Below are 21,734 nucleotides of genomic sequence, written 5' to 3'. Positions count from 1 at the left end.
ATTATCCAGTTTGGCACAATTACAACGAATGTCAACCCTATTTTTGGTAGTTCCTGTCTATAAAGTTAAACAGGTTGGTGAACTCGCTGACCTGCACCCCTACGTCTCTTGTCCATGGAACGAACTTCTGAGAATAGACAGCGCGCGAATCTTTTCCGGAAAATACTCTTAAAGGTATTGTGAACATTATCCCTTTATCAGTATACCCTCTGTTATACTCACTATCAAAACCGGACGTTTTCGTTTTAGTTGCCCATATTGACAATTCCACGTCATTTATTTTCTTGGTAATTTTCACTCTTGCGCCGACATCTCCGGCGAGGAATCTTCCTGCGTCAACGTCAACGTAAGTTTTTATCTTCTTAAAGTGAACCCTGCCTTTAACGAAAGCGGTGTAATATGGATCATTTTCGTTAAGGCGGATAATATCCTCACTGTCTCTCTTTCTGACATAACTTCCGCTGAGGCCCAGCAGCAGGTTATTGTTAAAGAACGGAACCGCCGTTTCGGCATTCACACCGGTGTACTGTATTTCAAGTATTCCGGCTTCAACGTTCATAAAGATATCTGTATTTCTGATTCTGTCCTTATAGTCCAGCAGAGCCATATCGAGGATCATTCTATTGTCTGTGTAGTCGGCTATATCCGACCTTACTGCATCCTGCCCGATTTCGTTAACGGTTGAAATGCTGTTAACAGGATAGTAAGCAAGACCGCCCACAGCCATCAGGTTGTCGGTCAGTTCATAACCTGTCCACGCCCTGACGCCCATCGCACCTTTGAAAAAACCGGAAGGATCGTTTATATAGAAGTTCAGGTTGGGATAGATACCGTATGAGTGGGGTCTGGCATTATATTTTTTAACCCCTTTAAGAACCTGAAGGTCGAGATAATCCGTGCGGACGTACATGTAATCGTACATCTCGTCAAAAGTTATCTTCTTTGCTGCATAGAGATTCATCAACTCCTTATCCATGCGGAAATGATATATCTGAGTTCCGCTTGAGGAGACCGTGAACACATAATTCTCCACAGAAGGGTTGATGGACGAAACGGAGTCAACAAGCATTTTGAGTGCGTCGTATTCGAAAAAGAATCTGTTGTTCTGGAAGTCTATATAAGCGGTATTTCCTTCGATGACTACACTGTAGTGGTCGAATCCAGCACCGTAAAGCGCCTCTCTTATTTTGAAATAGTCGTCACCGCTCTGCTTCTTTTCATCCGTGAAAAAGGGTTTGGGATTGTATATCGGCACCATTGGTTTGCCTATGTCAAATGGCATGGTCACGCCGAATGCGTAGGTATTTCCCCTCTGGTAGGAACCTGTCAGATACATATTCTTTCCGACAAAATAGCGCACACCGAAGCTGTGCGGCGAATCGGAACTTACCAGCCCTTTTTTGACCGCCGGATCGTTGGTATTCTTTTCATAGTCAACAGGATTATATTCATAAAGCAGGGCAAACTTCTTATTAGGTCTGAAATTTATATTAAAGAAGGGCTTGCCGTTCTCTATGTATTCCTTGGGGTTGATCATGTTCTTTGCGATGTCCGTTTTGCTGTATTCGGTAAACTGTTTCTCACCCAGCCTGCCAAGCCCCATTCCGAAACTGAAATCGAACGGATAAAGCTGTTTGGACATTACAAAATACTGTGCTCCATAGAGCTTTGTTCCGTGCGGATCACTCACTCCCAGAGATATCTCCGGAAGATATTTGCTCTCTTTTCTCAGTCTGAACTTTGCCGCAACGAACTTATCCTTATAGTTTCCGTAACCGGCCCAATACTCGTCATCCCTTTCGGACATGTTATCGCCCATTATCTCGGTGAAACGGCCGCTCAGTTCCAGCCTTCCGTAAAGAGACACGGCAGCACCGTAGTTTCTGTAAGGCTTTGCCTGACTATAAAAAACTCTGAATGTGTTCTCGTCCATGATTCTGGCGGTGGGGGTTTCGAAAATACCCGTCAGGCCGTTATCGGAAGTTGAACTGAAATAGCCCTCATCTGCAAAAGCAGGGGCACACGCTGTCAGGAATACTATGAGATAGATTAATATTTTTTTCACTTATTACGTCCGCCGTAGTTCTTTTCCACCCATTTGAGATATTCTCCGCTTCTGACACTCTCAACCCATTTACTGTTGGAGAGATACCAGTCAACGGTGAGATTAAGTCCCTCGTCGAACGTTACCGACTGGTTCCAGCCGAGCTCAGACTTTATCTTGTCGCACTTAATGGCATATCGTCTGTCGTGTCCCGGCCTGTCTTTCACATATGTTATAAGTTTCTTGTAATAGTCGGTTTCTTTACCGGTTTTTTCAGCCAGTATCTCACACATCCGGTTCACAAGGCTGATGTTTGTCCACTCGTTCTCGCCGCCTATGTTGTAGGTTTCACCTATTCTTCCTTTGCAGACAACAGCCCACACACCGCTGCAATGGTCTGTCACATACAGCCAGTCACGGATGTTCATTCCGTCGCCGTAGACGGGCAGAGGTTTTTCATCGAGCATGTTAAGAAGCATCACTGGGATCAGTTTCTCAGGGAACTGAAACTGTCCGTAGTTATTTGTGCAGTTGGACATGGTAACATTCAGGCCATATGTGTGGTGATAGGCGTTAACAATATGATCCGAAGAGGCTTTGGATGCTGAATAAGGGCTTCTGGGGTCATAGGGTGTGGTCTCGTAGAAATAACCTGTTTCTCCGAGAGAACCGAACACCTCGTCTGTGCTGACATGGTGGAAAAGAACGTCCTTTCTGTCCCCCCAGACCTGACGGCAAACCTCAAGGAGAGTGAAAGTGCCGTTGATGTTGGTTCGGATAAAGTCCGCAGGACCATGTATGGATCTGTCCACATGGGACTCAGCCGCAAAATGGATTATGCAGTCTGCCCCGTACCTCTCCATGCAGTCCTTCACCGAATCGAAATCGCATATATCTATGTGCTCAAAGAAATATCTTTCAGGATACTCACTGCGCACGTCTTCCAGACTCTCCGCATTTCCGGCGTAGGTCAGTTTGTCCAGATTTATGATCCGGCCTTCGAAATCTGTATTTTTAAAAACGTAGCGGATAAAATTTGAGCCTATAAATCCGGCTCCACCGGTTACGATGATATTCTTAAAGGTTCTCATTGGCAATTCTCTCCAGATACTCGTGCAGGTTAGTTTTCCAGTCTTTTATGCAGAAGCCCAGAACACGGACGACCTTATCTCTGTTGAAAACAGACATAGCGGGTCGTACGGCCGCTGTCTGATACTGATCTGAGGTTATAGGGCTTATGACAGTGTTTTTTCTTATCAGCCCGGCTTTTTTCCCGTATTCATAGATTTCCGATGCAAAATCATACCATGAAATATCCCCATCATCACTGTAATGATATATTCCGTAGTCCGATTTATCAGATTTTATGAGCATCGCAATGTTATCAGCCAGTGCGGCTGCATATGTCGGCGCACCCCTCTGGTCGCAGACGACACCGAGGGAATCTCTTTCGTTCATAAGCCTGAGCATGGTGCGGACAAAGTTGCCGCCGTATAAACCATACAGCCAGCTTATCCTGAATATGAAATATTTTGAACAGGCGCTTACCAGTTCCTGCTCTCCGGCCAGCTTGGTGCGGCCATATGCAGAGACCGGACCGGTCTCATCTGTCTCTCTGTATGGATTACCCGAATCTCCACGAAAAACGTAGTCGGTTGAAAAATGTATCATTTTTGCATTGAGCTTTTCGGCAGCCAGAGCAAGGTTCCGAACTCCGAGCCTGTTTATGCTCTCCGCTTTTTCGCTCTCCTGCTCGGCCTTGTCCACAGCCGTGTAGGCACTGCAGTTCACAATCCACGATATCCGCCTGCTCTCAATAAACTGCCGGACAGCTTCGGGATCGGTGATATCTGTTTCAGAGCCTGTTCCTGTGAAATCAAGCCCTTCACGCTCAAAAACCAGAGCCAGCTCACGCCCCAGCATCCCTCTGCATCCAGTCAGCCATATCATCAAAAAACCTCGGCATCCCTGAAAAGAGGATGCTTCGTATCTTTATCCGAAACTATGACATCAGCAACACCCCAGTCAATTGCCAGCTCCGGATCATTCCACATGATGCCTCTGTCGTATTGCGGTGCATATTCGCCGCCGTGCACTTTATACACTATCTCTGCGGTATCGCTTAAAACCAGAAATCCGTGAGCAAAGCCAACCGGAATATATAGCATTCTCTTATTGTCCGCACTCAGCTTCTCAGCACTCCATTTTCCGAATGTTGGAGAATCCTTTCGTATATCCACCGCCACATCCAGAATCTCACCCTGAATACAGCGCACCAGTTTGCCCTGCGCAAACGGCGACAGCTGATAATGGAGTCCCCTCAGAACACCTTTGACCGATTTTGAGTGGTTGTCCTGAATGAACTCAAAGTCCAGCCCGGCGGCGGCAAAATCCGAGCGTTTGTAGGTCTCGGTGAAAAAACCCCTCTCATCGCTGAAAACCTTCGGCTCTATCAGCACAACGCCTTCAATGTCGAGTCTGTTAAAAATAAAGGGCATAAATCAGCCTTTTCTATTGTTATTTACTATCTGCATAAGATATTTACCGTAATCATTCTTAATCATGGGCTTTGCCAGTTCCTCCAGCTGATTGTCATCTATCCAGCCGTTGAGTCGGGCAATCTCTTCAACGCAGGCGATCTTAATCCCCTGACGTTTTTCGATGATGTGTATGAACTCCGATGCATCGAGAAGGCTTTCGTGGGTTCCGGTGTCAAGCCACGCAAACCCTCTGCCCAGAAGTTCAATACGCAAACTGCCCTCTTTCAGATATTCGTTGTTAACAGTGGTTATCTCAAGCTCGCCTCTGGCAGACGGTTTGATGCTTTTTGAGATATCAACCACCTTATTGTCATAAAAGTAAAGACCCGTGACGGCATAGTTGGATTTTGGATTCTGAGGCTTCTCCTCAATGGAGGTAACGTTCCCTTCGCTGTCGAAAGAGGCTACTCCGTATCTCTCCGGATCGTTCACATAGTACCCGAAAACCGAAGCACCGCCTGAGTTTTCAACATCGCTGACAGCTTTTTTAAGCATCAGTGAGAGTCCCCTGCCATAGAAAAGATTGTCGCCGAGCACCATGCAGACGTTATCGTTCCCGATGAAATCCGCACCTATTATAAAAGCTTCCGCAAGACCGTTGGGATGCTCCTGCACAGCATATTCAATCTTCATTCCCAGTTCGCTTCCGTCTCCGAAGAGTGACTCGAAACGGCTGATGTCAACGGGAGTGCTTATTATGAGTATCTCCCTGATCCCCGCCAGCATAAGGGTTGAAAAGGGATAATAGATCATCGGTTTGTCGTAAATAGGTATCAGCTGCTTACATATCGTTTTTGTTGACGGATAGAGTCTTGTGCCGCTTCCGCCTGCAAGAATAATTCCCTTCATAGCATCACCTCAGCTTTTTTTCCCAATCCAAAGCCGTTCTGCATATATATTCCAGATCGTCATAGCGGGGAACCCAGCCTGTTTTCTCTCTCATTTTTGTGCTGTCTGAGATAAGCAGAGCAGGATCTCCGGCTCTTCTGGAAGCCTCATCCGCCCTGAAATCAACACCGCTGACCTTCCGCATGACATCTATCACCTCACGGACAGAGTACCCGTGGCCGTAACCGCAGTTGAATATGTCGCTGCCATTGGCATCAATATATTCCAGAGCCCTCAGATGAGCCGATGCCAGATCCTCTACATGTATATAGTCTCTGACACAGGTTCCGTCGGGAGTTTTATAATCCGTACCGAAAATGCTCATTTTCTGACGCTTGCCAAGAGCCGTTTCCGCCGCAACCTTAACAAGGTGTGTGGCATTCAGGGTCGACTGACCGATAAGCCCGTCGGAAGATGCTCCGGCAACGTTGAAATATCTGAGTATCGCAAATTTAAAATCAGGATGTGCAGACGCAGTATCCCGAAGGACATGCTCGCTGAACATTTTGCTTCTGCCGTATGGGTTTATAGGGTTAAGAAGGCTCAATTCATTTATTCCTGTCTGCGGAACATGCTCCGGTTCGCCGTAAACTGCCGCTGTTGAGCTGAAAACGAACCTGTTCGTTCCGGACTCCACACAGCATTTGATAAGATTAGCAGTGTTGGCGGTGTTATTCAGATAATATTTAAGGGGTTCAGTGACAGATTCGGGAACTATAAGCGAAGCCGCAAAGTGAACCACAGCGTCAAATTTATTATTCCTCATAAAATCGGCTATGAAATCCCACTGAAAAAGATCTGCCTGAACGAATTCAATATTGCTGTATTTGCTTCTGAGAGTTTCTATTGTGGAGGCAAAGCCTGTGGAAAGGTTATCAAGGACAGTCACAGAGCAGTTTCCGTTTTCGGCAAACTGCCTGACAACATGGCTGCCGATGTAGCCTGCTCCGCCTGTTACAAGAATCTTTTTCATATATTACCCGTTCTTAAGAATTTTTATCATTATATCAAGCACTCTTGAAGAATATGATCGACCTTTTGCATTATCAGGGGAATGATACTTTCCTATCGCTTTCAGATTCAGCCCGTGGTTTTCAATTTCATAAGCAAGTATCCATGTACCGAAATTTATGTTGAAACACTCACGAAAGCCGTATGTCTGGGGCACGTTCAGCTTTTTAAACCAGAAACTGTTGATCTGCATAAGCCCCACGTCGGTACTTCTACCCTTGTTCTGTTCGAGAATTTTCTGGGCTTCCAGATCAGATTCCGGAAAATAGGGCTTACCTTCAATGTTCATTGCAAGCCTCTTTCCGCCGCTTTCCATATCGATTATGGCTCTGATGACTATCTCAGGCACGCCATACCGCAGCGAGGCTCTCTGCAGACACTCCTCGTCATATGCAAAGGCCTGCAGGAATGGACTTACTGAAAGAATAACAAAAAAAAGCATTTTTGACAGACAAATAGTCAGCAGTTTAAAACGCATGTAATTTTATACACAAACAGGGCTTATTTGTGAAGTTTATTTATAAATGCAGGCACTGCATATTTCACAATTATATTTTTGTTGACACGCACTCCGTTATCATTGTATGTACAAGCATGGTGATAGCATGTATGATGTAAAAGAGCAGGGCTGCCTGTATTTCTCTTCTGTTTTTCTGGCAAGAGAACTCGGCAGGATGGCGGATAAAAGATTTGCCAAGACCGGACTGTGCCCTTCTGCGGCCTTTCTGCTTCTCTATGTGATAGAGGAGCCGGGACTGAACCCCACTGCGGTGGCGGAGGCTCTGGAGCTTGCACCATCCACTATAACCAGATTTGCGGACACCCTTGTCAAAGAGGGATACATTACCCGTGACAGATCAGGAAAAAACTCGTCCATGCTCCCCACAGAAGCCGGAACGGCCATGAAAGAGACCATTCAGGCATGCTGGAACGGACTTTACGAGGACTATGCATCCAAACTGGGCAAAGAAAGCGCAGACAGACTGGCCTGTGAAATGTTTTCAGCTTTCAAAAAGCTGACTTGATTTTTTATACAATATAATTGCTTGTACAAGCATTATGAGGAGAAGGCATGAAGAAGACACTTTTTGTAATGGGACACCCTCATCCGGAAAATTCACTGTCAAACAGACTGATAACCGATGAGATGAGGAAGGTTGAAGGGGTAAGCGTCAGAGTTTTGGCGGAAACTCTTATGAAGGGCGAGTTTGACGTTGCGGAGGAACAAAAGGCAATAATCGAATCGGATGTCATTGTGCTTCAGTTCCCCTTCTATTGGTTCAGCACACCCTCGACACTCCAGAAATGGTTCGAGGACGTTCTGCTCTACGGGTTCGCATACGGTACAGGCGGCGACAGGCTGAGGGGTAAAAAACTTCTGGTATCAGTTACTGTCGGCGGCTCAGAAAAGGACTATGAGTCCGAAGGTCAAAACTATCTTACAGTTTTGCTCCAGCCGCTGAGAGCCCTTGCGGAATTCACCGGACTTGAAACCATGGAAGATGTCATATCATGGGGAATGACCTATATCCCCGGAGTTTCAGGCGACAAGGACGAGATAACCGCAAAAGCCCTTGCTCAGGCGGCGACCTTAAAGGAAAGACTTGCGGCACTGTAATTTTTATTGCATAATATGTGCTACTTAATATAGTAACATTAACAAGGCTCCCCTAGCGGGAGCTTTTGTATCTTCTCACGGGGGCGCACGGTTTCGACGGGGAAACGTAGGCCACGGGAGCATGCCGGGGGGGTTACCCCGTTAGTAAAGCCAAAGCATATAATTGCTAACGACGAATACGCACTCGCTGCCGCTTAAGGCACGATGTCCTCAGTTAAGACTCGCCCATGGTCTGACTGAGGGCACAAACAACTAGTGGGATTGCTCCTTTGATTGTCTCGGCTCAGGGGTGAAATTTAGGGACTGCTTCCGCCTGTAGAATTGTCTGTGTTTCAGCAGGCGGGAAAAGACAAATACATAGACTAAGCATGTAGGGCCTTTGGTTGAAAGTTCTTCGGACGTGGGTTCGATTCCCACCGCCTCCATTTTTACTATCAATAGTTTACGGAAATTTGCCGATTATTTGCCGATAAACTTTTAATAGGAAAAGAGTAGTCTATGACATCAGAAGAAGTAACTGAATTACTTTGGCAACATGCGGCTTCAATTACACATGATAAAGAAAAAGTAAAATACAATAGGCTTCTCTATCATTACACAGACATGGTTGCTTTATTAAACATAATAAGCACTAAGAAGTTATGGGCAACAAATGTCAAATTCCTTAATGACAGTCATGAAACTCAATATGGACATAAAATAGTAAAACAAATTATAACAAAACTATTAGAAAATGAAAAATCTGAAGAAATAATAAAAGTCTTAAAATTGACCCAACACCTTCTAACTATAGATGATGGAATAACAAACACCTACATTGTTTGTTTTTCTGAAAAAGGAGACCTTTTAAGCCAATGGAAAGGATATGCAAATCAAGGAGAAGGCGTTTCAATTGGTTTTGACCCTTCAATTTTACTGAATGATTTAAGTCAAAAAGAATGGATTTTTGTTAATTTAAAAAAAGTAATCTATGATAGAAAATTGCAAGAAGAATTAGTCATTGAAGTAATTATTAAATATTTAAAATTAATCAAATCCGCATTATATCTAATAACAAAAAACGAGGAAAAAGACACTATAATAGTACATTCAAGTAGCTATCTTTTTTATTGTTTAAAACACATTTCACATACAATTAAAAACCCAGTTTTCTCAGAAGAAAAAGAGTGGAGGATAATTCTGTCTATTTTTTCACATGAGCCTGATAAGCAAGATATATTATTCAGAGTAAGAAATAATATGATAACGCCGTATATTGAGTTAGATACAAGTGCGAAGACACTCAGTCAAAACGAACAAATGCCAATAAAAGAAATAATAGTTGGTTCTCTTGTAAATCATAATAAACTTAAATATAGCATAAGCTTATTAGACAAAGAAAAAGATAGAATACCAACGAGAATTATAAAATCAAAAATTCCGCTACAAAAATAATTCAGATATTGCAACGCCCCTTCTGCCTTTAGATTTACCAACCCAATTCACCTACCTTTCAACCAACTCTGTTTCAAATCAGTATGTCCCAACATATCACGAATCCAAGCCAGTTCATCTCCTGCTTTGAGCATCATGACAGCGAACGTATAACGTGTCTGGTAAAGTTTCCTTTCTTTCAGCACGAGAGCCTTTAATGCTCTGAAATAGTGAAACTCTTTAATATTATTATACTTCATGGACGGATCACCAAATTTATTAATTTGGCACCTTCACTGAACATCTATTGATTGTTAATAAAATTAAAGTTTCCGACAATCGGGCATTATTTCGCATTATATGGTCTTGAGCTCCGTAAACACTTTTATCGCAACTGTATCACATTCGCCTGGTGTTCAGCACCACGATGTTCTCACCTCTGCTGGCGTTAATCAGCTTTTCCGCAAGCCCGACATCGCCCAGAACACGCTTCCAGTAGGGCAGTTTTCTGCCGGGTGAACCTATCACAATATGCCCCACACGGTGTTCTTCGGCAAATTTCAGAATAGTACCCACAATATCGTCGCTCCGGTAGGTATAGACAGTTGCGCCCAGTTCCTGCGCCAGTTCAAGAGTGTCTCCCAGAAGTCTTTGGGTGTGGGCATCTATCTTTTCCGGCTTCTCTTTGGATGTTTCAACATAAAGGGCGTACCAGTTGCGGTTCAGTTTTCCCGCAAGCCTTGATGCATAACGCAGAAGCATCCCGCTGTTTGGCCCTTTGGAGCTGAGACAAACCATCACCTGATCGGGGTTGGCTGTCATCTCCTCTTTCTCCGCCGCCCTCTGCCTGAAATCAATATGCGCCGCAAGCTCACGCAGTGTAAGCTCCCTCAGATGTTCCAGATTATTGATCCTGAAGAAATTTTCCAGAGCCGCCTCAATCTTTTCGGCAATATAGACCTTGCCCTCCGAGAGCCTCTGGCGCAGATCCTCCGCCGTAACGTCCACGTTCACTATCTGGTCGGCTTCGGCTATCACCCTGTCGGGTATCCGCTCCTTAACCTTAACGTTCGTCAGCTTCTCAATGGTGTCATACAGGCTCTCTATGTGCTGAACGTTCAAAGCGGAGATGACATGTATGCCCGCCGAGCGCAGTTCCTCCACATCCTGCCAGCGTTTTGAGTGTCTTGAGCCGGGGACGTTGGTGTGCGCCAGTTCATCGACAATAACCGCTTCCGGGCGGCGGGCGATTATCCCCGCCGTGTCCATTTCATGGATGTCGATACCCCTGTAGCTCATACTTATCTGCGGAAAGGTCTCCAGTCCTTCAAGCAGAGCCTCGGTCTCTTTCCGCCCGTGCGTTTCGGCATAGCCGACCACAACGTCGATACCCTCGCTTTTCAGCTTATGAGCCTCCTGAAGCATCTTATAGGTCTTTCCGACCCCTGCGGCATAGCCAAGATATATCTTCAGCCTGCCCCGCTGAGCCTGCTTTATCATCCGCAGAAAGCTGTCCGCCCGTTCGCCGTTCATATTCTACTCCGCATTGTCCAGAGCCATGTTCAGCTCAAGCACGTTCACAATTTTCAGGCTGCCGTCCGTGTGTCCGTTTATCACGGCAACGACCCTGTTTATGTCCATTTTTCTCGCATCCGCAACCCGTTTCGCCTGAAACATGGCGGAATTAAGGCTGATATGCGGATCAAGCCCGCTGCCCGATGCCGTAACCATATCCGCAGGCAACCCTTTGCCGTTTGAGGCAATTATTTTCTCAGCCCGTTCTCTTATCTCTTTTGAATAGGGCGAAAGGTTGCTTCCGCCTGCGCCTGCCCCGTTATAGTCCACAGCAGACGGTCTCGGATGAAAATATCTGCCGCTTGTGAAACCCTGCGCTATCAGCCTGCTGCCTATGACTTTTCCGCCTTTATAAATCAGCGAGCCTTCCGCCCTGTCCTTTGCCAGAAAACCCACTGCATAGACCGCACCCGTGTAGAGCACGCTACAGACGAACATTGTTATCACAACCGCTTTAACACTCTGAATTATATCACTTTTCATATCAATCACCTAAAATATTCCCGCTGCCGACAGAAGCATATCGATCAGCTTTATCCCTGCGAAAGGCAGAATCACCCCGCCAAGACCATATATCAGCAGGTTGCGCCTCAGAAGCGCATCCGCACCCATAGCTCTGAACCTGACCCCTTTTATGGCGAGTGGGATCAGAGCGGGTATCACCACCGCATTGAATATCAGTGCCGACAGCACCGCACTTTCGGGGGATGCCAGACGCATAATGTTCAGCCCTGCCAGATGGGGCATGGCGAGGATGAACATCGCCGGAATGATGGCGAAATATTTCGCAACGTCGTTGGACACGGAGAAGGTTGTTAGTGCTCCACGGGTCATAAGGAGCTGTTTTCCTACTTCGATGACCTCAATAAGCTTGGTGGGGTTGTTGTCCAGATCCACCATATTGCCCGCTTCTTTTGCCGCCTGAGTGCCGGAGTTCATGGCAACGCCGATATCCGCCTGCGCAAGAGCCGGAGCATCGTTTGTTCCGTCACCTATCATGGCTATGAGCCGCCCGCCCTTCTGCTCTTTTCTTATATAGTTAAGTTTGTCTTCCGGTTTTGCCTCGGCAACGAATCCGTCAACTCCCGCCTCATCGGCAATTGCCTTTGCGGTCAGATGGTTGTCTCCCGTCACCATGATTATCCGCAAGCCCATTGACCTGAGCCTCGCAAACCTCGACTGAATACCCGCTTTCAAAACGTCTGAAAGCGAAACGACACCGAGAATCTCGTTATCCTCCGCAACGACAATGGGTGTGCATCCGGACGAAGCTATCCTGTCGGTTATCTCTTTCAGGTCAGGGGGGATTAGGCCTCCGTTCTGCTGAACAAAAGCGGTCACGGCATCATATGCCCCCTTGCGCAGTTTCCGGCCTTCTCTGTCGACACCGCTGAGGCGGGTATGCGCCGAAAAAATTATAATCTCCGCACCGTCGGGTATATCCGCTTCCAGCCCCGCCAGCTTTTCCGCAAGAACCACAATGGATTTCCCCTCCGGCGTAGTGTCGCCGTATGAAGCGTTCATGGCCGTTTCCGCCAGTTTTCTTCCGGTAACTCCCTCCACAGGAACAAACTCCACCGCCTGCCTGTTGCCCACGGTGATAGTGCCCGTTTTGTCCAGAAGGATGGTGTCGATGTCGCCAGCAAGCTCAACCGCTTTTCCGCTCTTGGCCAGAATGTTTGCCGCCAGCGCTCTGTTCATTCCGGCTATGCCTATGGCGGGGAGCAGTGCGCTGATGGTGGTGGGGATAAGACATACCAGAAGAGCGGTCAGTGTTGGAATTGACAGCTCCGCACCGAAATATCTGCCCATGGGCAGAAGAGCGACAGTGACCATCAGAAATGCCAGAGTAAGCCCCGAAAGGGTGACAGTCAGAGCCAGCTCGTTGGGAGTTTTCTGCCGGACTGCACCTTCAACAAGTGATATCATCCTGTCCAGAAACGACTCTCCCGCTCCCGCCGTAACAATGACCTCAATGCTTCCGGTCAGCACCTTTGTTCCGGCGGTCACACCTGTTCTGTCGCCGCCTGATTCCCTTATTACTGGTGCGGATTCTCCGGTCACTGCGGATTCGTCAACGGAGGCAATGCCCTTGTCCACTTCGCCGTCACAGGGTATTATACCGCCGTCTGCAACCAATACTCTGTCGCCGACCTTAAGCTCCGAAGAGACGATCTGCTCCGACCCGCCGTCAACAAACCTTGTGCACACTGTTTCCCTGCGCACCTGTTTAAGGCTGTCCGCCCCCGCTTTTCCTTTCGCTTCGGCCAGAGCCTCGGCAAAGTTTGCAAAAATAACCGTGAACCACAGCACCACAGTAACAGAAACCGCATAGGCATCCGCCGACACGGCGAACAGCGATATTGTTGAGAGCACGGCACCCATCTCGGTGACAAACATCACCGGGTTCTTTATCATCACTTTCGGCGACAGCATCTTGATGGATTGAACAGCCGCATAGGCCGCCGCCTGTTTATTGAATATTGCGGAGGAACGAGCCTCACGCCTCTCTGTTTTTGTCATTTTAAAGCTCCTGCCATGTATTCAGACACAGGCCCCAGAACAGCAACGGGCATGAAAAGCAGTGCGCCGATGAAGATTATGCTGCCCAGTATCACTGCGCCGAAAAGCAATGTGTCGGTGTGGAGGGTTCCGTTCGTGTCGGGAGATATTTTCTTGGCCGAAAGAGAGCCAACAGCCATCAGCGGCAGAACTATTGGCACATAGCGGGAGATAAGCATGACCAATCCGGTTGCTATATTCCACGCAGGGGTGTTGTCTCCAAGCCCCTCAAAACCAGACCCGTTGTTGGCGGAAGCGGACGTAAACTCGTAAAGAATCTCTGTGAACCCGTGCGCTCCGGCATTATGAACGGTTTCCGCACCCCAGGGCATTATTGTGAACAGAGCCGTGCCGCCGAGGATGCAGAACGGATGCACCAGAAGAGCCAGAAGCACCAGTTTCATCTCCTGCGTTTCGACCTTGCGCCCCAGATATTCAGGAGTTCTGCCCACCATCATCCCGCAGATGAACACACCTGTCAGGATATAGATGAACATGTTTATCATCCCCACACCGACACCGCCGAACGTCTCGTTCAGCCACATTCCCGTCAGAGGCACAAGTCCCGTCAGCGGGTTAAGGCTGTCGTGCATACTGTTCACCGAACCGTTGCTGGTGGAAGTGGTGACGGCTGTCCAAAGGGGTGCGGCAGAGGTTCCGAACCGCAGTTCCTTGCCCTCAAGGTTGGACGATGTCTGAACATCAAGCCCAGCCAGAGCACCTGTCGGTGCTGATTCAAAATATGAAGCGAACGACACCTTCATCACCAGAAGCAGAAGCATCACGCTGAAAATGACTGCGGCATGGCGCATTTTTCCTGTGAGCCTTCCGAACATCCAGACGCAGGACATGGGGATTATGATTATGCTCATGGTCTCTATTATGTTTGAAAGGAAACTGGGGTTCTCAAAGGGATGGGCTGAGTTTGGCCCGAAGAATCCTCCGCCGTTTGAGCCGAGCTGTTTAATTGCGATGAACGCCGCCGCCGGCCCCCTTGCGATGTTCTGTATCGCCCCTTCCAGAGTATGGGCTTCCACAGTGCCGCCGAAGGTCATTGGTACGCCTGTGAATATCAGAAGCACAGCAACAACGAAAGCAGCAGGCAGAAGGATAAAGAGGGTTGTACGGGTCATATCCTTATAAAAGCTGCCGAATCCCTTTCCGCTGAGACCTCTGGACAGAGCCGCAAGAGCCGCAATGCCCGTTGCCGCCGAAACGAACTGGAGCCACATCAGGGCAAAAAGCTGTGAAAAATAGCTCATGGATACTTCGCCCGAATAGTGCTGAAGGTTAGTATTCGTCACGAATGAAGCTGTCGTGTTGAAAATAAGGTCTGGCGTCAAGGCTCCCCTGCCGTCCGGATTCAGCGGCAGATACTGCTGAAATGACAGCACTGTGAAACAGACAGCGAACATTAAGGCATTGAACACGGCAAACTGTTTAAGATAGGTACGCCATGTTCCCTCCGCTTCGGTATCCAGAATATAGGCCATGTATTTTCCGAGATACCACGACAGAACCGCAGAAATCCCTATTACCATCGTTACGAGTATCATAAAAAATCTCCTCAGAGTTTTTCGGGAAAAAGCAGGGCATATATCAGATATGCGCCGCATCCCACGGCAAAAATCGATGCAAGCCAGATCATTTGTATTCCTCCTTATGAACAGGCAGACTGAACCTGAACTCCGAGCCGGAGCTTTCACGGCTCAGCACCGAAACCTGACCGCCGTGTGTCTGAACAATCTCTTTCACAATGGCAAGCCCAAGGCCTGTTCCGGTGCTTCCTTCCTGCCCCGGAACCCTGTAAAAACGGTCGAAAATATGCTCAAGATGCTCCTGCGGTATCCCTCTGCCTGTGTCGGTCACGGAAAACGTCACGAAATCGCCGTTTACCGCCGCATCCAGAATTATCTCGCCTCCGGCGGCAGTGAAACGGAACGCATTGTTGATAAGGTTTGAAAAAACATGGGCAATGGCCTCTCTGTCCGCCAGAACCTCCGGAAGACCGGATGATTCCCTGCAAATCAGGCGCAGGCCTCTGTCCAGTGCGTCGGCCTCAAAAACATCCTTAGCGTCCGCCATCAGAAGCCCTGCTGAATATACAGCCGCACTGTTTTTCTTACCCTCCGCAGCGTCGATGGCTATCAGGCTGTCAATTATGGACGAAAGCCTGTCGCTGCCGTCACGGGCTTCCAGCAGAAGCTCGGTCTGCTTTTCGTTCAGACCGCCCACCCTCTCCTCAAGCAGAAGATGAACAGCCATACGGACTGATGTAAGAGGTGTTTTAAGCTGATGGGAGACCGTTGCGGCCACGCTCTTTTTAAGTTCCTGCTGTTCGTTCACCTGTGTAACGTCTTTCAGGATAAGTGCGGCGGAAGTCATCTTCCTGTCCGCTCTGCCGAGTGGGATTGGAATTACCGTGGGCTGAAAAAAGTACTCATTTCCGCCTATGAAATGCTGAATATATCCGTCATAGGTCTGCTGCTTATGCTCTATCAGGCATTTTTCAAAAAGCTTTTCCGCCCAGCCTATCCCCAGATTCCCTATATCTTCTCCGGGCTTTATCCCGAAATTCTTCTCTGCCGTTTCGCTGGCGGATTTTATTGTTCCGTCGGTGCTGATAACGGCGATAGCCTCCGGCAGAGCTTTCAGCATGTCCGATGCGGAACGCTCCGCAGTTGCAAGTTTCGCCATATCATGTTTTTTAGCCGTGCGCAGGGCATGCGCCATCTCGTTGAAAGACTTTGACAGCTGACCTATCTCGTCCTTTGAGCCGACCTCAAGCACCAGATTAAGGTTGCCGTCTTTGATATGCCTTGCCGATTCTGTCAGCCGCCTGATGGGGTTCAGTATCCATTTGTGGGTGAGAAATGAAAACATGGCGGCGATTATCACCGAGGCTATGATTGCCGCCGCAGTTCTGTCGAACACCGTTGCCGACAGCTCCGAGGCGTCCCTGCCCGCCTGAACCATATGTGCCTGATTCATATCAAGAATTTTCTGTGCGTTGTTTTTTATCTCATAAAAGAGCGGATAGAGATTTTTATAATAGAAAGCCCGCTTACCGTCATCGGTCATGCCGTCGTCCAGCATAGGGCGCAGGCCGGAATTGTACTCTGCAAAAAGCCTTTCAATGCTGTCCGCCGCCTCCTTCTCTCCGGCTATGGTTATGTTCCCCTGCTCCGTTTTAAGCGCAACGAGAAACTTTTCCACATGCTCTTCAACGAGCTTCCCGCCCTCTTTTCCGTTTCCCGTCAGGATGAAAAGCAGTCCGCTGTCGATTCGCTCCAGCGATTCTTTCATCTGCTGGCTTGCGGTTACGCTTCTGTAGTTCTCTTTCAGTATGGTATCCACCGCTCCGCCCAGTCTGCCGATGTTGAAAAGCGTGAATGCACCCGACAAAAGAATGATAAGCAAAAGCCCGCCGAAGCCGAGCATCAGTTTTTGTCTGATTCCGATCATGGCATCCTCCGTCTATTTTTAAAGCATAACGGATGCCAGACTGTATGTTATTGATAAATCAGAATTTAGACGTAAGAGACATTGCATAATGCAATATCGGGGACTTTCTATGCATTGCAGATTGCAAGGTTTTCAGATGCCGTACTGTTTCCTTTTCCGCCAGAGGGTGGCCTGATCGATTCCCAGTATCTCTGCGGCCTCCTGCAAAGAGGATGCGGAAGCCACAACACCTCTGATGTGTTTCTCTTCCACCGTTGCCAGAGAGACCCTGTCGCCGAGAGCTATTTCATGATTCTGCTTTCGGCCGCCGAAAGGAAAATATTCAGCTCCCACGGTGTCCGAAGGACACATAATGGCCGCCCGTTCGATCACGTTGCGCATTTCACGCAGGTTCCCCCTCCATTTGCATGACTTCAGCTGTGCTTCCGCTTCGGGAGTAAAACCTTTGAAAATTCTGTGATTCTGCGCTCCGAAAAACCTGAGCATGTCGAGGGCAAGGGGTACAATATCCTCCGTGCGTCCGGCAAGGGAGGGCATATCCAGCTGAATTACGTTCAGGCGGTAGTAAAGATCCTCACGGAATCTGCCCTGACGGATGGCCTCCTCAAGGTCGGCGTTGGTTGCGGAGATTATGCGGACGTCGGCGTGTCTGGTCTTCTGGTCGCCTATGCGTTCGTACTCTCTGTCCTGTATGAACCGCAGTAGTTTCGGCTGGATGGACATGGGCAGTTCGCCTATCTCGTCCAGAAACAGGGTTCCGCCCTCACATGCGGCTATCCTGCCTGCGTTGTCACGCACAGCCCCCGTAAAAGCTCCTTTCACATGCCCGAAAAGCTCGCTTTCCAGCAGTTCTGCAGACAGCGAAGGGCAGGAAACAACAGCCAGAGGCTTGCCTGAGCGTTTGCTCCAAGAATGGATGGCCTTTGCCAGAACTGTTTTTCCCGTGCCGTTCTCACCCCTTATCAGGATGGTGGCATCGGTGGGCGCAACCTGTTTAGCCGTATCAAGAACCTGCTTCATGGCAGGGTTTTCGGTGGTGAACGATGTTTCGGGGCGGAGTTTCGACAGATCGTCCTTCAGGCGGGAGATGTCCTCTTCCATCCTGCGGACTGATGAAATTCTCTCGGTTACTATATCCACCTGCTCCGGAGTGAAAGGCTTCGGCAGATAATCAGCCGCACCCAGCCGCATGGCCTGAACCGCCGTATCCACAGTGGCGTATGCGGTTATAACGACTATCTTCATCCAGGGGCAGGTCTTTAAAAATGCGGGGATCAGTTCCATTCCGTTGTCGGTTCCAAGCCGCAGATCGATGAACGCAGTGTCATAGACCTGCCTGTCGGCCTCCGCCAGAGCATCCTTTATGTTGGAAACACCCTTTACGGTGTGCCCTCTGGATTCCAGACACACGGACAGCATCTTTCTGATTCCGGCTTCGTCATCCACAACAAGAACTTTTAACATTGAATACCTTCGCAGGTCATACTGGTTTCCACATCATACCGCCGCTTCAGCTCAAACCGCAACAGTCTTTGCCGCATCCATATACCATGCGGCATTTTCTTTTAACACACCCTTGAGCTTATCAGCAAAACCCTGTTCATCTTCCGAAAGTTCAAGACCGGCATCAACTGTATCAAGTTCGGCAGAAACAGCCTTTGCCATTTTTTCCAGCGTCCTCGCCACAAAACGGGGCTGAAGCCCGCATTGTTCGCACATATCTGCTATATCAGAGGCTCTGACCTTTGAATCAAAACAGTCTCCGACAGCCATTGCGAGGTTTTCATTGTATCTGCCTTCATAAACAGTTATTGAAAGCATATCGTAAAAAGGAGCAATCCGTATTCCATCCGCAGAATAGTGCCACGATATATTTTTGCCGTGCGCATCACAGTTGCCTATCAGCAGGTTAAACAGCACCCAGTTGAGCATATCTCTGGCTGCCGCCGCCGGAACACTGCATGATTTCGCCGTTTCAAACAATTTCTTCAGAGATGCTCCCTCCCGGATATTTTTAACATCCCTGCCGTCGCCGTAAATCCTTTCGTATTTATACAAAGGAGGCACATCCAGCATCTGACAGCCGTCTATAACGTGCATTCTGTCGACTCTGCCGCCGTTAAAAACCCTGTCGAAACGCTTGACTTTCAAAACAGGTTCGCCTAAGCGCATAAACCCTACATCGGCAGATGAAAGTTTCAGTCTCTCAGCCAGTGTCATACACAGAAACTCATTCAACACCATATGCTCATCTGCATTTTTGGCGAATTTCAGGATATGGGTGGAGGCATAATCGCCGTCTCCAAAACCTATTCTGCCGTCAGGCATAACCATAACGGGCAGTTTTTCCTGAACACCTGCAACGGAAAGTCTGGGTCTGTTGTCCCAGACGGTCATAGGGACGTCTGCCCTCTCTCCTATTCTGCCCGTCAGTTCCTGAACACCGATTTCCCTGAAAAATGTCCCCTCTTCGTCATTCTGACCGGAATGAAACGACAAAGCCCCCGTGGTTTCTGCGCCGATGGCTTTTATAAGCCCAAAAATATTTCCCTTTGATATGTGCAGCATACCCGACAGTTCCTCCAGTCCGCCGCCTTCCGGCAGCAGATTCATGAGAAAACGCTTTACCGCTCCTAACTGAGCACCTGAAAAAACATGAGGAGACAGATGCAGGTTTTTGTCATCAAGCTCTATCCCAAAAATGTCCTCATAAGGCTCATAACTGATAAAACCGACCGGTTTTCTGTTCAGTTTTAAATACAGCCTGTTCGTCATGCTTCAATCCGCAGTGTTACGCCGAGAGCTTCGCACACCTTAAGCACGGTGCTGAACTTTATGTCGGCTTTGGCATTTTCCAGATTGGTCATTGTTTTGATTGAGACTCTGCACAAAGCGGCGGCATCCTCCAGCGTCATATCGCTGTTTGTCCTTGCCGCACGGATAAAATCACCAAGTATTTTCTGATCTTTAAGCTTTTGCGGTTCGGGTACATTATGCTTAACTATTTTTTTCGCCATTCCAGCACACCATAAATTCTACTTTAATATAATTAAAGCACCGCAAACAGACGAAAGCAATATAAATTCTACTAAAGTACAATTAAATGGATTGATATGGCAAAAGGCAGAATAAATTATACTGAAGTATAATTATAAATAAGAAACGCACCCTCTTCGGGTGCGTTCCTTGAGTTTACTTGCAGGTGGGAGCAAGCGAAAACACTTCCTTATCTTGTCTATGGAGCAGTTCCCGCAACCAATGATTGCAGGATAATCTTTATCTATGAGTCACTGCCGCTGACCTTTGCGGTAATATCGACCACAGAGCCGTCTTTGCCGTAGCTGTAGACTGCCGAACTGTTCGTTTCGCCTGTCGTTATGACAACAAACGAACGGGGCGTTTCAGGATGATCTACATTGTGGTCTATCCATGTTCCGGAGTTGAGATAGCATTTGCCGCCTCCGATGTTCCGGTATGAAGGGACGTGGGTATGCCCGAAAACTACGATATCAACATTCTCCGCAGGATTTTCCAGATAATTCGCCTTTGCTCTGGTGAAGAATGACTCATACTTAACAGCTCCCAATACCGATTCGCTGAAACTGTTGGGAACTTTTACGTTGTTAAGCACCTGACGCTCTGCCCATGTGCGCTGGATATGTCTGAACAGGACAGGAGCAGTGATTGTTCCGTCCGCCTCCTGTGCGGGATAGAAATCCAGATATGTATATGAATCGTTGAATCCTGAAATGCGCATATCAAATATCTTCTGGCTGAGCCCCTCAAAGGGGGTAATTCTTGTGGATATATCTTTAAGCACCGAATAATACAGAAAAGCTCCGTACTGGTCTGTGTCGCTGGAATCAGGTACATTTGTTACCACGGGCAGGGTTTTAATCACCTTCGGGCGGCCTTCCAGAACCCAGGTTGCGGCATAGCGTGCATAGAAATAGCCTGCGGGCATAATGGTTTCATCGTTGCCGCAAAGCTCAGCGTTGGTAAGAGTGTCGGGTGCTGAAAATACATCATAGCGGTGGCCGTGTTCGATTACGATCTCGTTCCTGTCTCCGGTATAATATGCTCCGAGCCCTCTGCCGTCTCTGGCCTGAACCAGTCCGGGAATGGCTTTCTGAAGAATTTCCTCTTCCAGTGTCAGGTCGTGGTTTCCGGGGACATAAACAACCTTTATTCCGCTGTCTATAACGTTTTTCAGTTCAGTTAAAACACTTTTGTTGTTATCGATCACATCTTTGTAGAACTGATCCTGATCCGTGTACGAAGGATAGTATACAGGCAGGAACCATTCATCCAGAAAGTCCCCTGCGATTACAAGTTCACGAACATCCGTGGTGCGCTGAAGCCTCTGAAGGAATTTTATGAGTATAGGACGGTTTTCCAGTGTTTCAGTGTATCTGTCATCGATACCGAGGTGGATATCGCTTATCACCACTATTTTGCTTCTTTTAGTTTCGGGTTCCCAAAGCGGTTCAGCACCAGAACCTGACGGAAAGATATCTGACGAGCATCCGGCAGTGTTCATCGCAATGAAACATGCACCTGCTCCGGCACTAAGTGTTTTGATAAAATGTCTTCTGGAAAAACTCATTCCGGGCCTCCG

General features: G+C 47.9%; 20 protein-coding genes and 1 other RNA gene. 4 read left to right on the top strand and 17 right to left on the bottom strand.

The window, feature by feature from the left end:
- Nucleotides 1-37: 37 nt before the first annotated feature.
- From C8D98_RS04260 to C8D98_RS04230, 7 genes are read right to left on the bottom strand one after another with little or no spacing between them, the layout of a single operon-like run.
- Nucleotides 38-2,065 (bottom strand): YjbH domain-containing protein, encoded by a 2,028-nt coding sequence (locus C8D98_RS04260; protein ID WP_132872330.1) that lies wholly within the window; start codon nucleotides 2,063-2,065, stop codon nucleotides 38-40.
- Complete coding sequence (gene rfbB / locus C8D98_RS04255; RefSeq protein ID WP_132872329.1) at nucleotides 2,062-3,135, bottom strand: dTDP-glucose 4,6-dehydratase; 1,074 nt, start codon at nucleotides 3,133-3,135, stop codon at nucleotides 2,062-2,064. The genes C8D98_RS04260 and rfbB overlap by 4 nt, the downstream gene beginning before the upstream one ends.
- The gene (rfbD, locus tag C8D98_RS04250; RefSeq protein WP_132872327.1) at nucleotides 3,122-3,994 is read right to left on the bottom strand and encodes a dTDP-4-dehydrorhamnose reductase; all 873 of its coding nucleotides are present in this window, start codon (nucleotides 3,992-3,994) and stop codon (nucleotides 3,122-3,124) included. Before rfbD ends, rfbB begins: the two co-directional genes overlap by 14 nt.
- On the bottom strand, nucleotides 3,994-4,542 hold the full coding sequence (gene rfbC, locus C8D98_RS04245; RefSeq protein WP_132872326.1) for a dTDP-4-dehydrorhamnose 3,5-epimerase: 549 nt from the start codon (nucleotides 4,540-4,542) through the stop codon (nucleotides 3,994-3,996). The genes rfbD and rfbC overlap by 1 nt, the downstream gene beginning before the upstream one ends.
- A gap of 3 nt (nucleotides 4,543-4,545) precedes the next feature.
- A complete protein-coding gene (rfbA, locus tag C8D98_RS04240; RefSeq protein ID WP_132872324.1) occupies nucleotides 4,546-5,433 on the bottom strand; it encodes a glucose-1-phosphate thymidylyltransferase RfbA in 888 nt (295 codons plus the stop codon).
- A gap of 4 nt (nucleotides 5,434-5,437) precedes the next feature.
- Nucleotides 5,438-6,445 (bottom strand): UDP-glucose 4-epimerase GalE, encoded by a 1,008-nt coding sequence (galE, locus tag C8D98_RS04235; protein WP_132872323.1) that lies wholly within the window; start codon nucleotides 6,443-6,445, stop codon nucleotides 5,438-5,440.
- A gap of 3 nt (nucleotides 6,446-6,448) precedes the next feature.
- A complete protein-coding gene (locus C8D98_RS04230) occupies nucleotides 6,449-6,925 on the bottom strand; it encodes a lytic transglycosylase domain-containing protein (protein WP_186434588.1) in 477 nt (158 codons plus the stop codon).
- A 163-nt stretch (nucleotides 6,926-7,088) separates the two neighbouring features.
- Between C8D98_RS04230 and C8D98_RS04225 the strand changes: the two genes are divergently transcribed.
- The 4 genes from C8D98_RS04225 to C8D98_RS04210 all read left to right on the top strand — a co-directional run bounded on the left by C8D98_RS04225 (nucleotide 7,089) and on the right by C8D98_RS04210 (nucleotide 9,535).
- The gene (locus tag C8D98_RS04225) at nucleotides 7,089-7,508 is read left to right on the top strand and encodes a MarR family winged helix-turn-helix transcriptional regulator (protein ID WP_165871182.1); all 420 of its coding nucleotides are present in this window, start codon (nucleotides 7,089-7,091) and stop codon (nucleotides 7,506-7,508) included.
- A 47-nt stretch (nucleotides 7,509-7,555) separates the two neighbouring features.
- Nucleotides 7,556-8,101, top strand: coding sequence for an NAD(P)H-dependent oxidoreductase (locus tag C8D98_RS04220; RefSeq protein WP_132872319.1), 546 nt, complete (start codon nucleotides 7,556-7,558; stop codon nucleotides 8,099-8,101).
- Nucleotides 8,102-8,180: 79 nt separating this feature from the next.
- Nucleotides 8,181-8,529, top strand: a transfer-messenger RNA (tmRNA) gene (ssrA, locus tag C8D98_RS04215).
- Between the two features lie 70 nt (nucleotides 8,530-8,599).
- Entirely contained in the window at nucleotides 8,600-9,535 is a 936-nt protein-coding gene (locus C8D98_RS04210) for a DUF2971 domain-containing protein (RefSeq protein WP_132872318.1), read from the top strand.
- Nucleotides 9,536-9,913: 378 nt separating this feature from the next.
- Here C8D98_RS04210 and C8D98_RS04205 read toward each other — a convergent pair whose 3' ends face one another.
- The 10 genes from C8D98_RS04205 to C8D98_RS04160 all read right to left on the bottom strand — a co-directional run bounded on the left by C8D98_RS04205 (nucleotide 9,914) and on the right by C8D98_RS04160 (nucleotide 21,722).
- Nucleotides 9,914-11,047, bottom strand: coding sequence for a histidine kinase (locus C8D98_RS04205; RefSeq protein ID WP_132872316.1), 1,134 nt, complete (start codon nucleotides 11,045-11,047; stop codon nucleotides 9,914-9,916).
- 3 nt (nucleotides 11,048-11,050) lie between these two features.
- Complete coding sequence (locus C8D98_RS04200) at nucleotides 11,051-11,572, bottom strand: potassium-transporting ATPase subunit C (protein WP_132872314.1); 522 nt, start codon at nucleotides 11,570-11,572, stop codon at nucleotides 11,051-11,053.
- A gap of 9 nt (nucleotides 11,573-11,581) precedes the next feature.
- A complete protein-coding gene (kdpB, locus tag C8D98_RS04195) occupies nucleotides 11,582-13,612 on the bottom strand; it encodes a potassium-transporting ATPase subunit KdpB (protein WP_132872312.1) in 2,031 nt (676 codons plus the stop codon).
- Complete coding sequence (gene kdpA, locus C8D98_RS04190; RefSeq protein ID WP_132872311.1) at nucleotides 13,609-15,207, bottom strand: potassium-transporting ATPase subunit KdpA; 1,599 nt, start codon at nucleotides 15,205-15,207, stop codon at nucleotides 13,609-13,611. Before kdpA ends, kdpB begins: the two co-directional genes overlap by 4 nt.
- An 11-nt stretch (nucleotides 15,208-15,218) precedes the next feature.
- Entirely contained in the window at nucleotides 15,219-15,299 is an 81-nt protein-coding gene (locus C8D98_RS14050; protein ID WP_132872998.1) for a potassium-transporting ATPase subunit F, read from the bottom strand.
- Nucleotides 15,296-17,116, bottom strand: coding sequence for a sensor histidine kinase (locus C8D98_RS04180; protein ID WP_132872309.1), 1,821 nt, complete (start codon nucleotides 17,114-17,116; stop codon nucleotides 15,296-15,298). Before C8D98_RS04180 ends, C8D98_RS14050 begins: the two co-directional genes overlap by 4 nt.
- A gap of 132 nt (nucleotides 17,117-17,248) precedes the next feature.
- On the bottom strand, nucleotides 17,249-18,580 hold the full coding sequence (locus tag C8D98_RS04175) for a sigma-54-dependent transcriptional regulator (RefSeq protein ID WP_132872308.1): 1,332 nt from the start codon (nucleotides 18,578-18,580) through the stop codon (nucleotides 17,249-17,251).
- A gap of 51 nt (nucleotides 18,581-18,631) precedes the next feature.
- Complete coding sequence (locus C8D98_RS04170; protein ID WP_132872306.1) at nucleotides 18,632-19,891, bottom strand: HipA domain-containing protein; 1,260 nt, start codon at nucleotides 19,889-19,891, stop codon at nucleotides 18,632-18,634.
- Nucleotides 19,888-20,133, bottom strand: coding sequence for a helix-turn-helix domain-containing protein (locus C8D98_RS04165; protein WP_132872304.1), 246 nt, complete (start codon nucleotides 20,131-20,133; stop codon nucleotides 19,888-19,890). Before C8D98_RS04165 ends, C8D98_RS04170 begins: the two co-directional genes overlap by 4 nt.
- A gap of 263 nt (nucleotides 20,134-20,396) precedes the next feature.
- A complete protein-coding gene (locus C8D98_RS04160; protein ID WP_132872302.1) occupies nucleotides 20,397-21,722 on the bottom strand; it encodes a metallophosphoesterase in 1,326 nt (441 codons plus the stop codon).
- Between the last annotated feature and the right edge of the window lie 12 nt (nucleotides 21,723-21,734).

Origin of the sequence: Seleniivibrio woodruffii (genome assembly GCF_004339245.1) — a bacterium.
Lineage (GTDB): Bacteria > Chrysiogenota > Deferribacteres > Deferribacterales > Geovibrionaceae > Seleniivibrio > Seleniivibrio woodruffii.
The sequence above is the reverse complement of the archived record's forward strand: the minus strand, read 5'-3'. Positions and strand labels throughout refer to the sequence as shown.

Coding starts and splice junctions, on each gene's coding strand:
- rfbB (WP_132872329.1), bottom strand. CDS start 3,135: ATGAGAACCTTTAAGAATATCATCGTAACCGGTGGAGCCGGATTTATA.
- rfbD (WP_132872327.1), bottom strand. CDS start 3,994: ATGATATGGCTGACTGGATGCAGAGGGATGCTGGGGCGTGAGCTGGCT.
- rfbC (WP_132872326.1), bottom strand. CDS start 4,542: ATGCCCTTTATTTTTAACAGACTCGACATTGAAGGCGTTGTGCTGATA.
- rfbA (WP_132872324.1), bottom strand. CDS start 5,433: ATGAAGGGAATTATTCTTGCAGGCGGAAGCGGCACAAGACTCTATCCG.
- galE (WP_132872323.1), bottom strand. CDS start 6,445: ATGAAAAAGATTCTTGTAACAGGCGGAGCAGGCTACATCGGCAGCCAT.
- C8D98_RS04230 (WP_186434588.1), bottom strand. CDS start 6,925: ATGCTTTTTTTTGTTATTCTTTCAGTAAGTCCATTCCTGCAGGCCTTT.
- C8D98_RS04225 (WP_165871182.1), top strand. CDS start 7,089: ATGTATGATGTAAAAGAGCAGGGCTGCCTGTATTTCTCTTCTGTTTTT.
- C8D98_RS04220 (WP_132872319.1), top strand. CDS start 7,556: ATGAAGAAGACACTTTTTGTAATGGGACACCCTCATCCGGAAAATTCA.
- C8D98_RS04210 (WP_132872318.1), top strand. CDS start 8,600: ATGACATCAGAAGAAGTAACTGAATTACTTTGGCAACATGCGGCTTCA.
- C8D98_RS04205 (WP_132872316.1), bottom strand. CDS start 11,047: ATGAACGGCGAACGGGCGGACAGCTTTCTGCGGATGATAAAGCAGGCT.
- C8D98_RS04200 (WP_132872314.1), bottom strand. CDS start 11,572: ATGAAAAGTGATATAATTCAGAGTGTTAAAGCGGTTGTGATAACAATG.
- kdpB (WP_132872312.1), bottom strand. CDS start 13,612: ATGACAAAAACAGAGAGGCGTGAGGCTCGTTCCTCCGCAATATTCAAT.
- kdpA (WP_132872311.1), bottom strand. CDS start 15,207: ATGATACTCGTAACGATGGTAATAGGGATTTCTGCGGTTCTGTCGTGG.
- C8D98_RS14050 (WP_132872998.1), bottom strand. CDS start 15,299: ATGATCTGGCTTGCATCGATTTTTGCCGTGGGATGCGGCGCATATCTG.
- C8D98_RS04180 (WP_132872309.1), bottom strand. CDS start 17,116: ATGATCGGAATCAGACAAAAACTGATGCTCGGCTTCGGCGGGCTTTTG.
- C8D98_RS04175 (WP_132872308.1), bottom strand. CDS start 18,580: ATGTTAAAAGTTCTTGTTGTGGATGACGAAGCCGGAATCAGAAAGATG.
- C8D98_RS04170 (WP_132872306.1), bottom strand. CDS start 19,891: ATGACGAACAGGCTGTATTTAAAACTGAACAGAAAACCGGTCGGTTTT.
- C8D98_RS04165 (WP_132872304.1), bottom strand. CDS start 20,133: ATGGCGAAAAAAATAGTTAAGCATAATGTACCCGAACCGCAAAAGCTT.
- C8D98_RS04160 (WP_132872302.1), bottom strand. CDS start 21,722: ATGAGTTTTTCCAGAAGACATTTTATCAAAACACTTAGTGCCGGAGCA.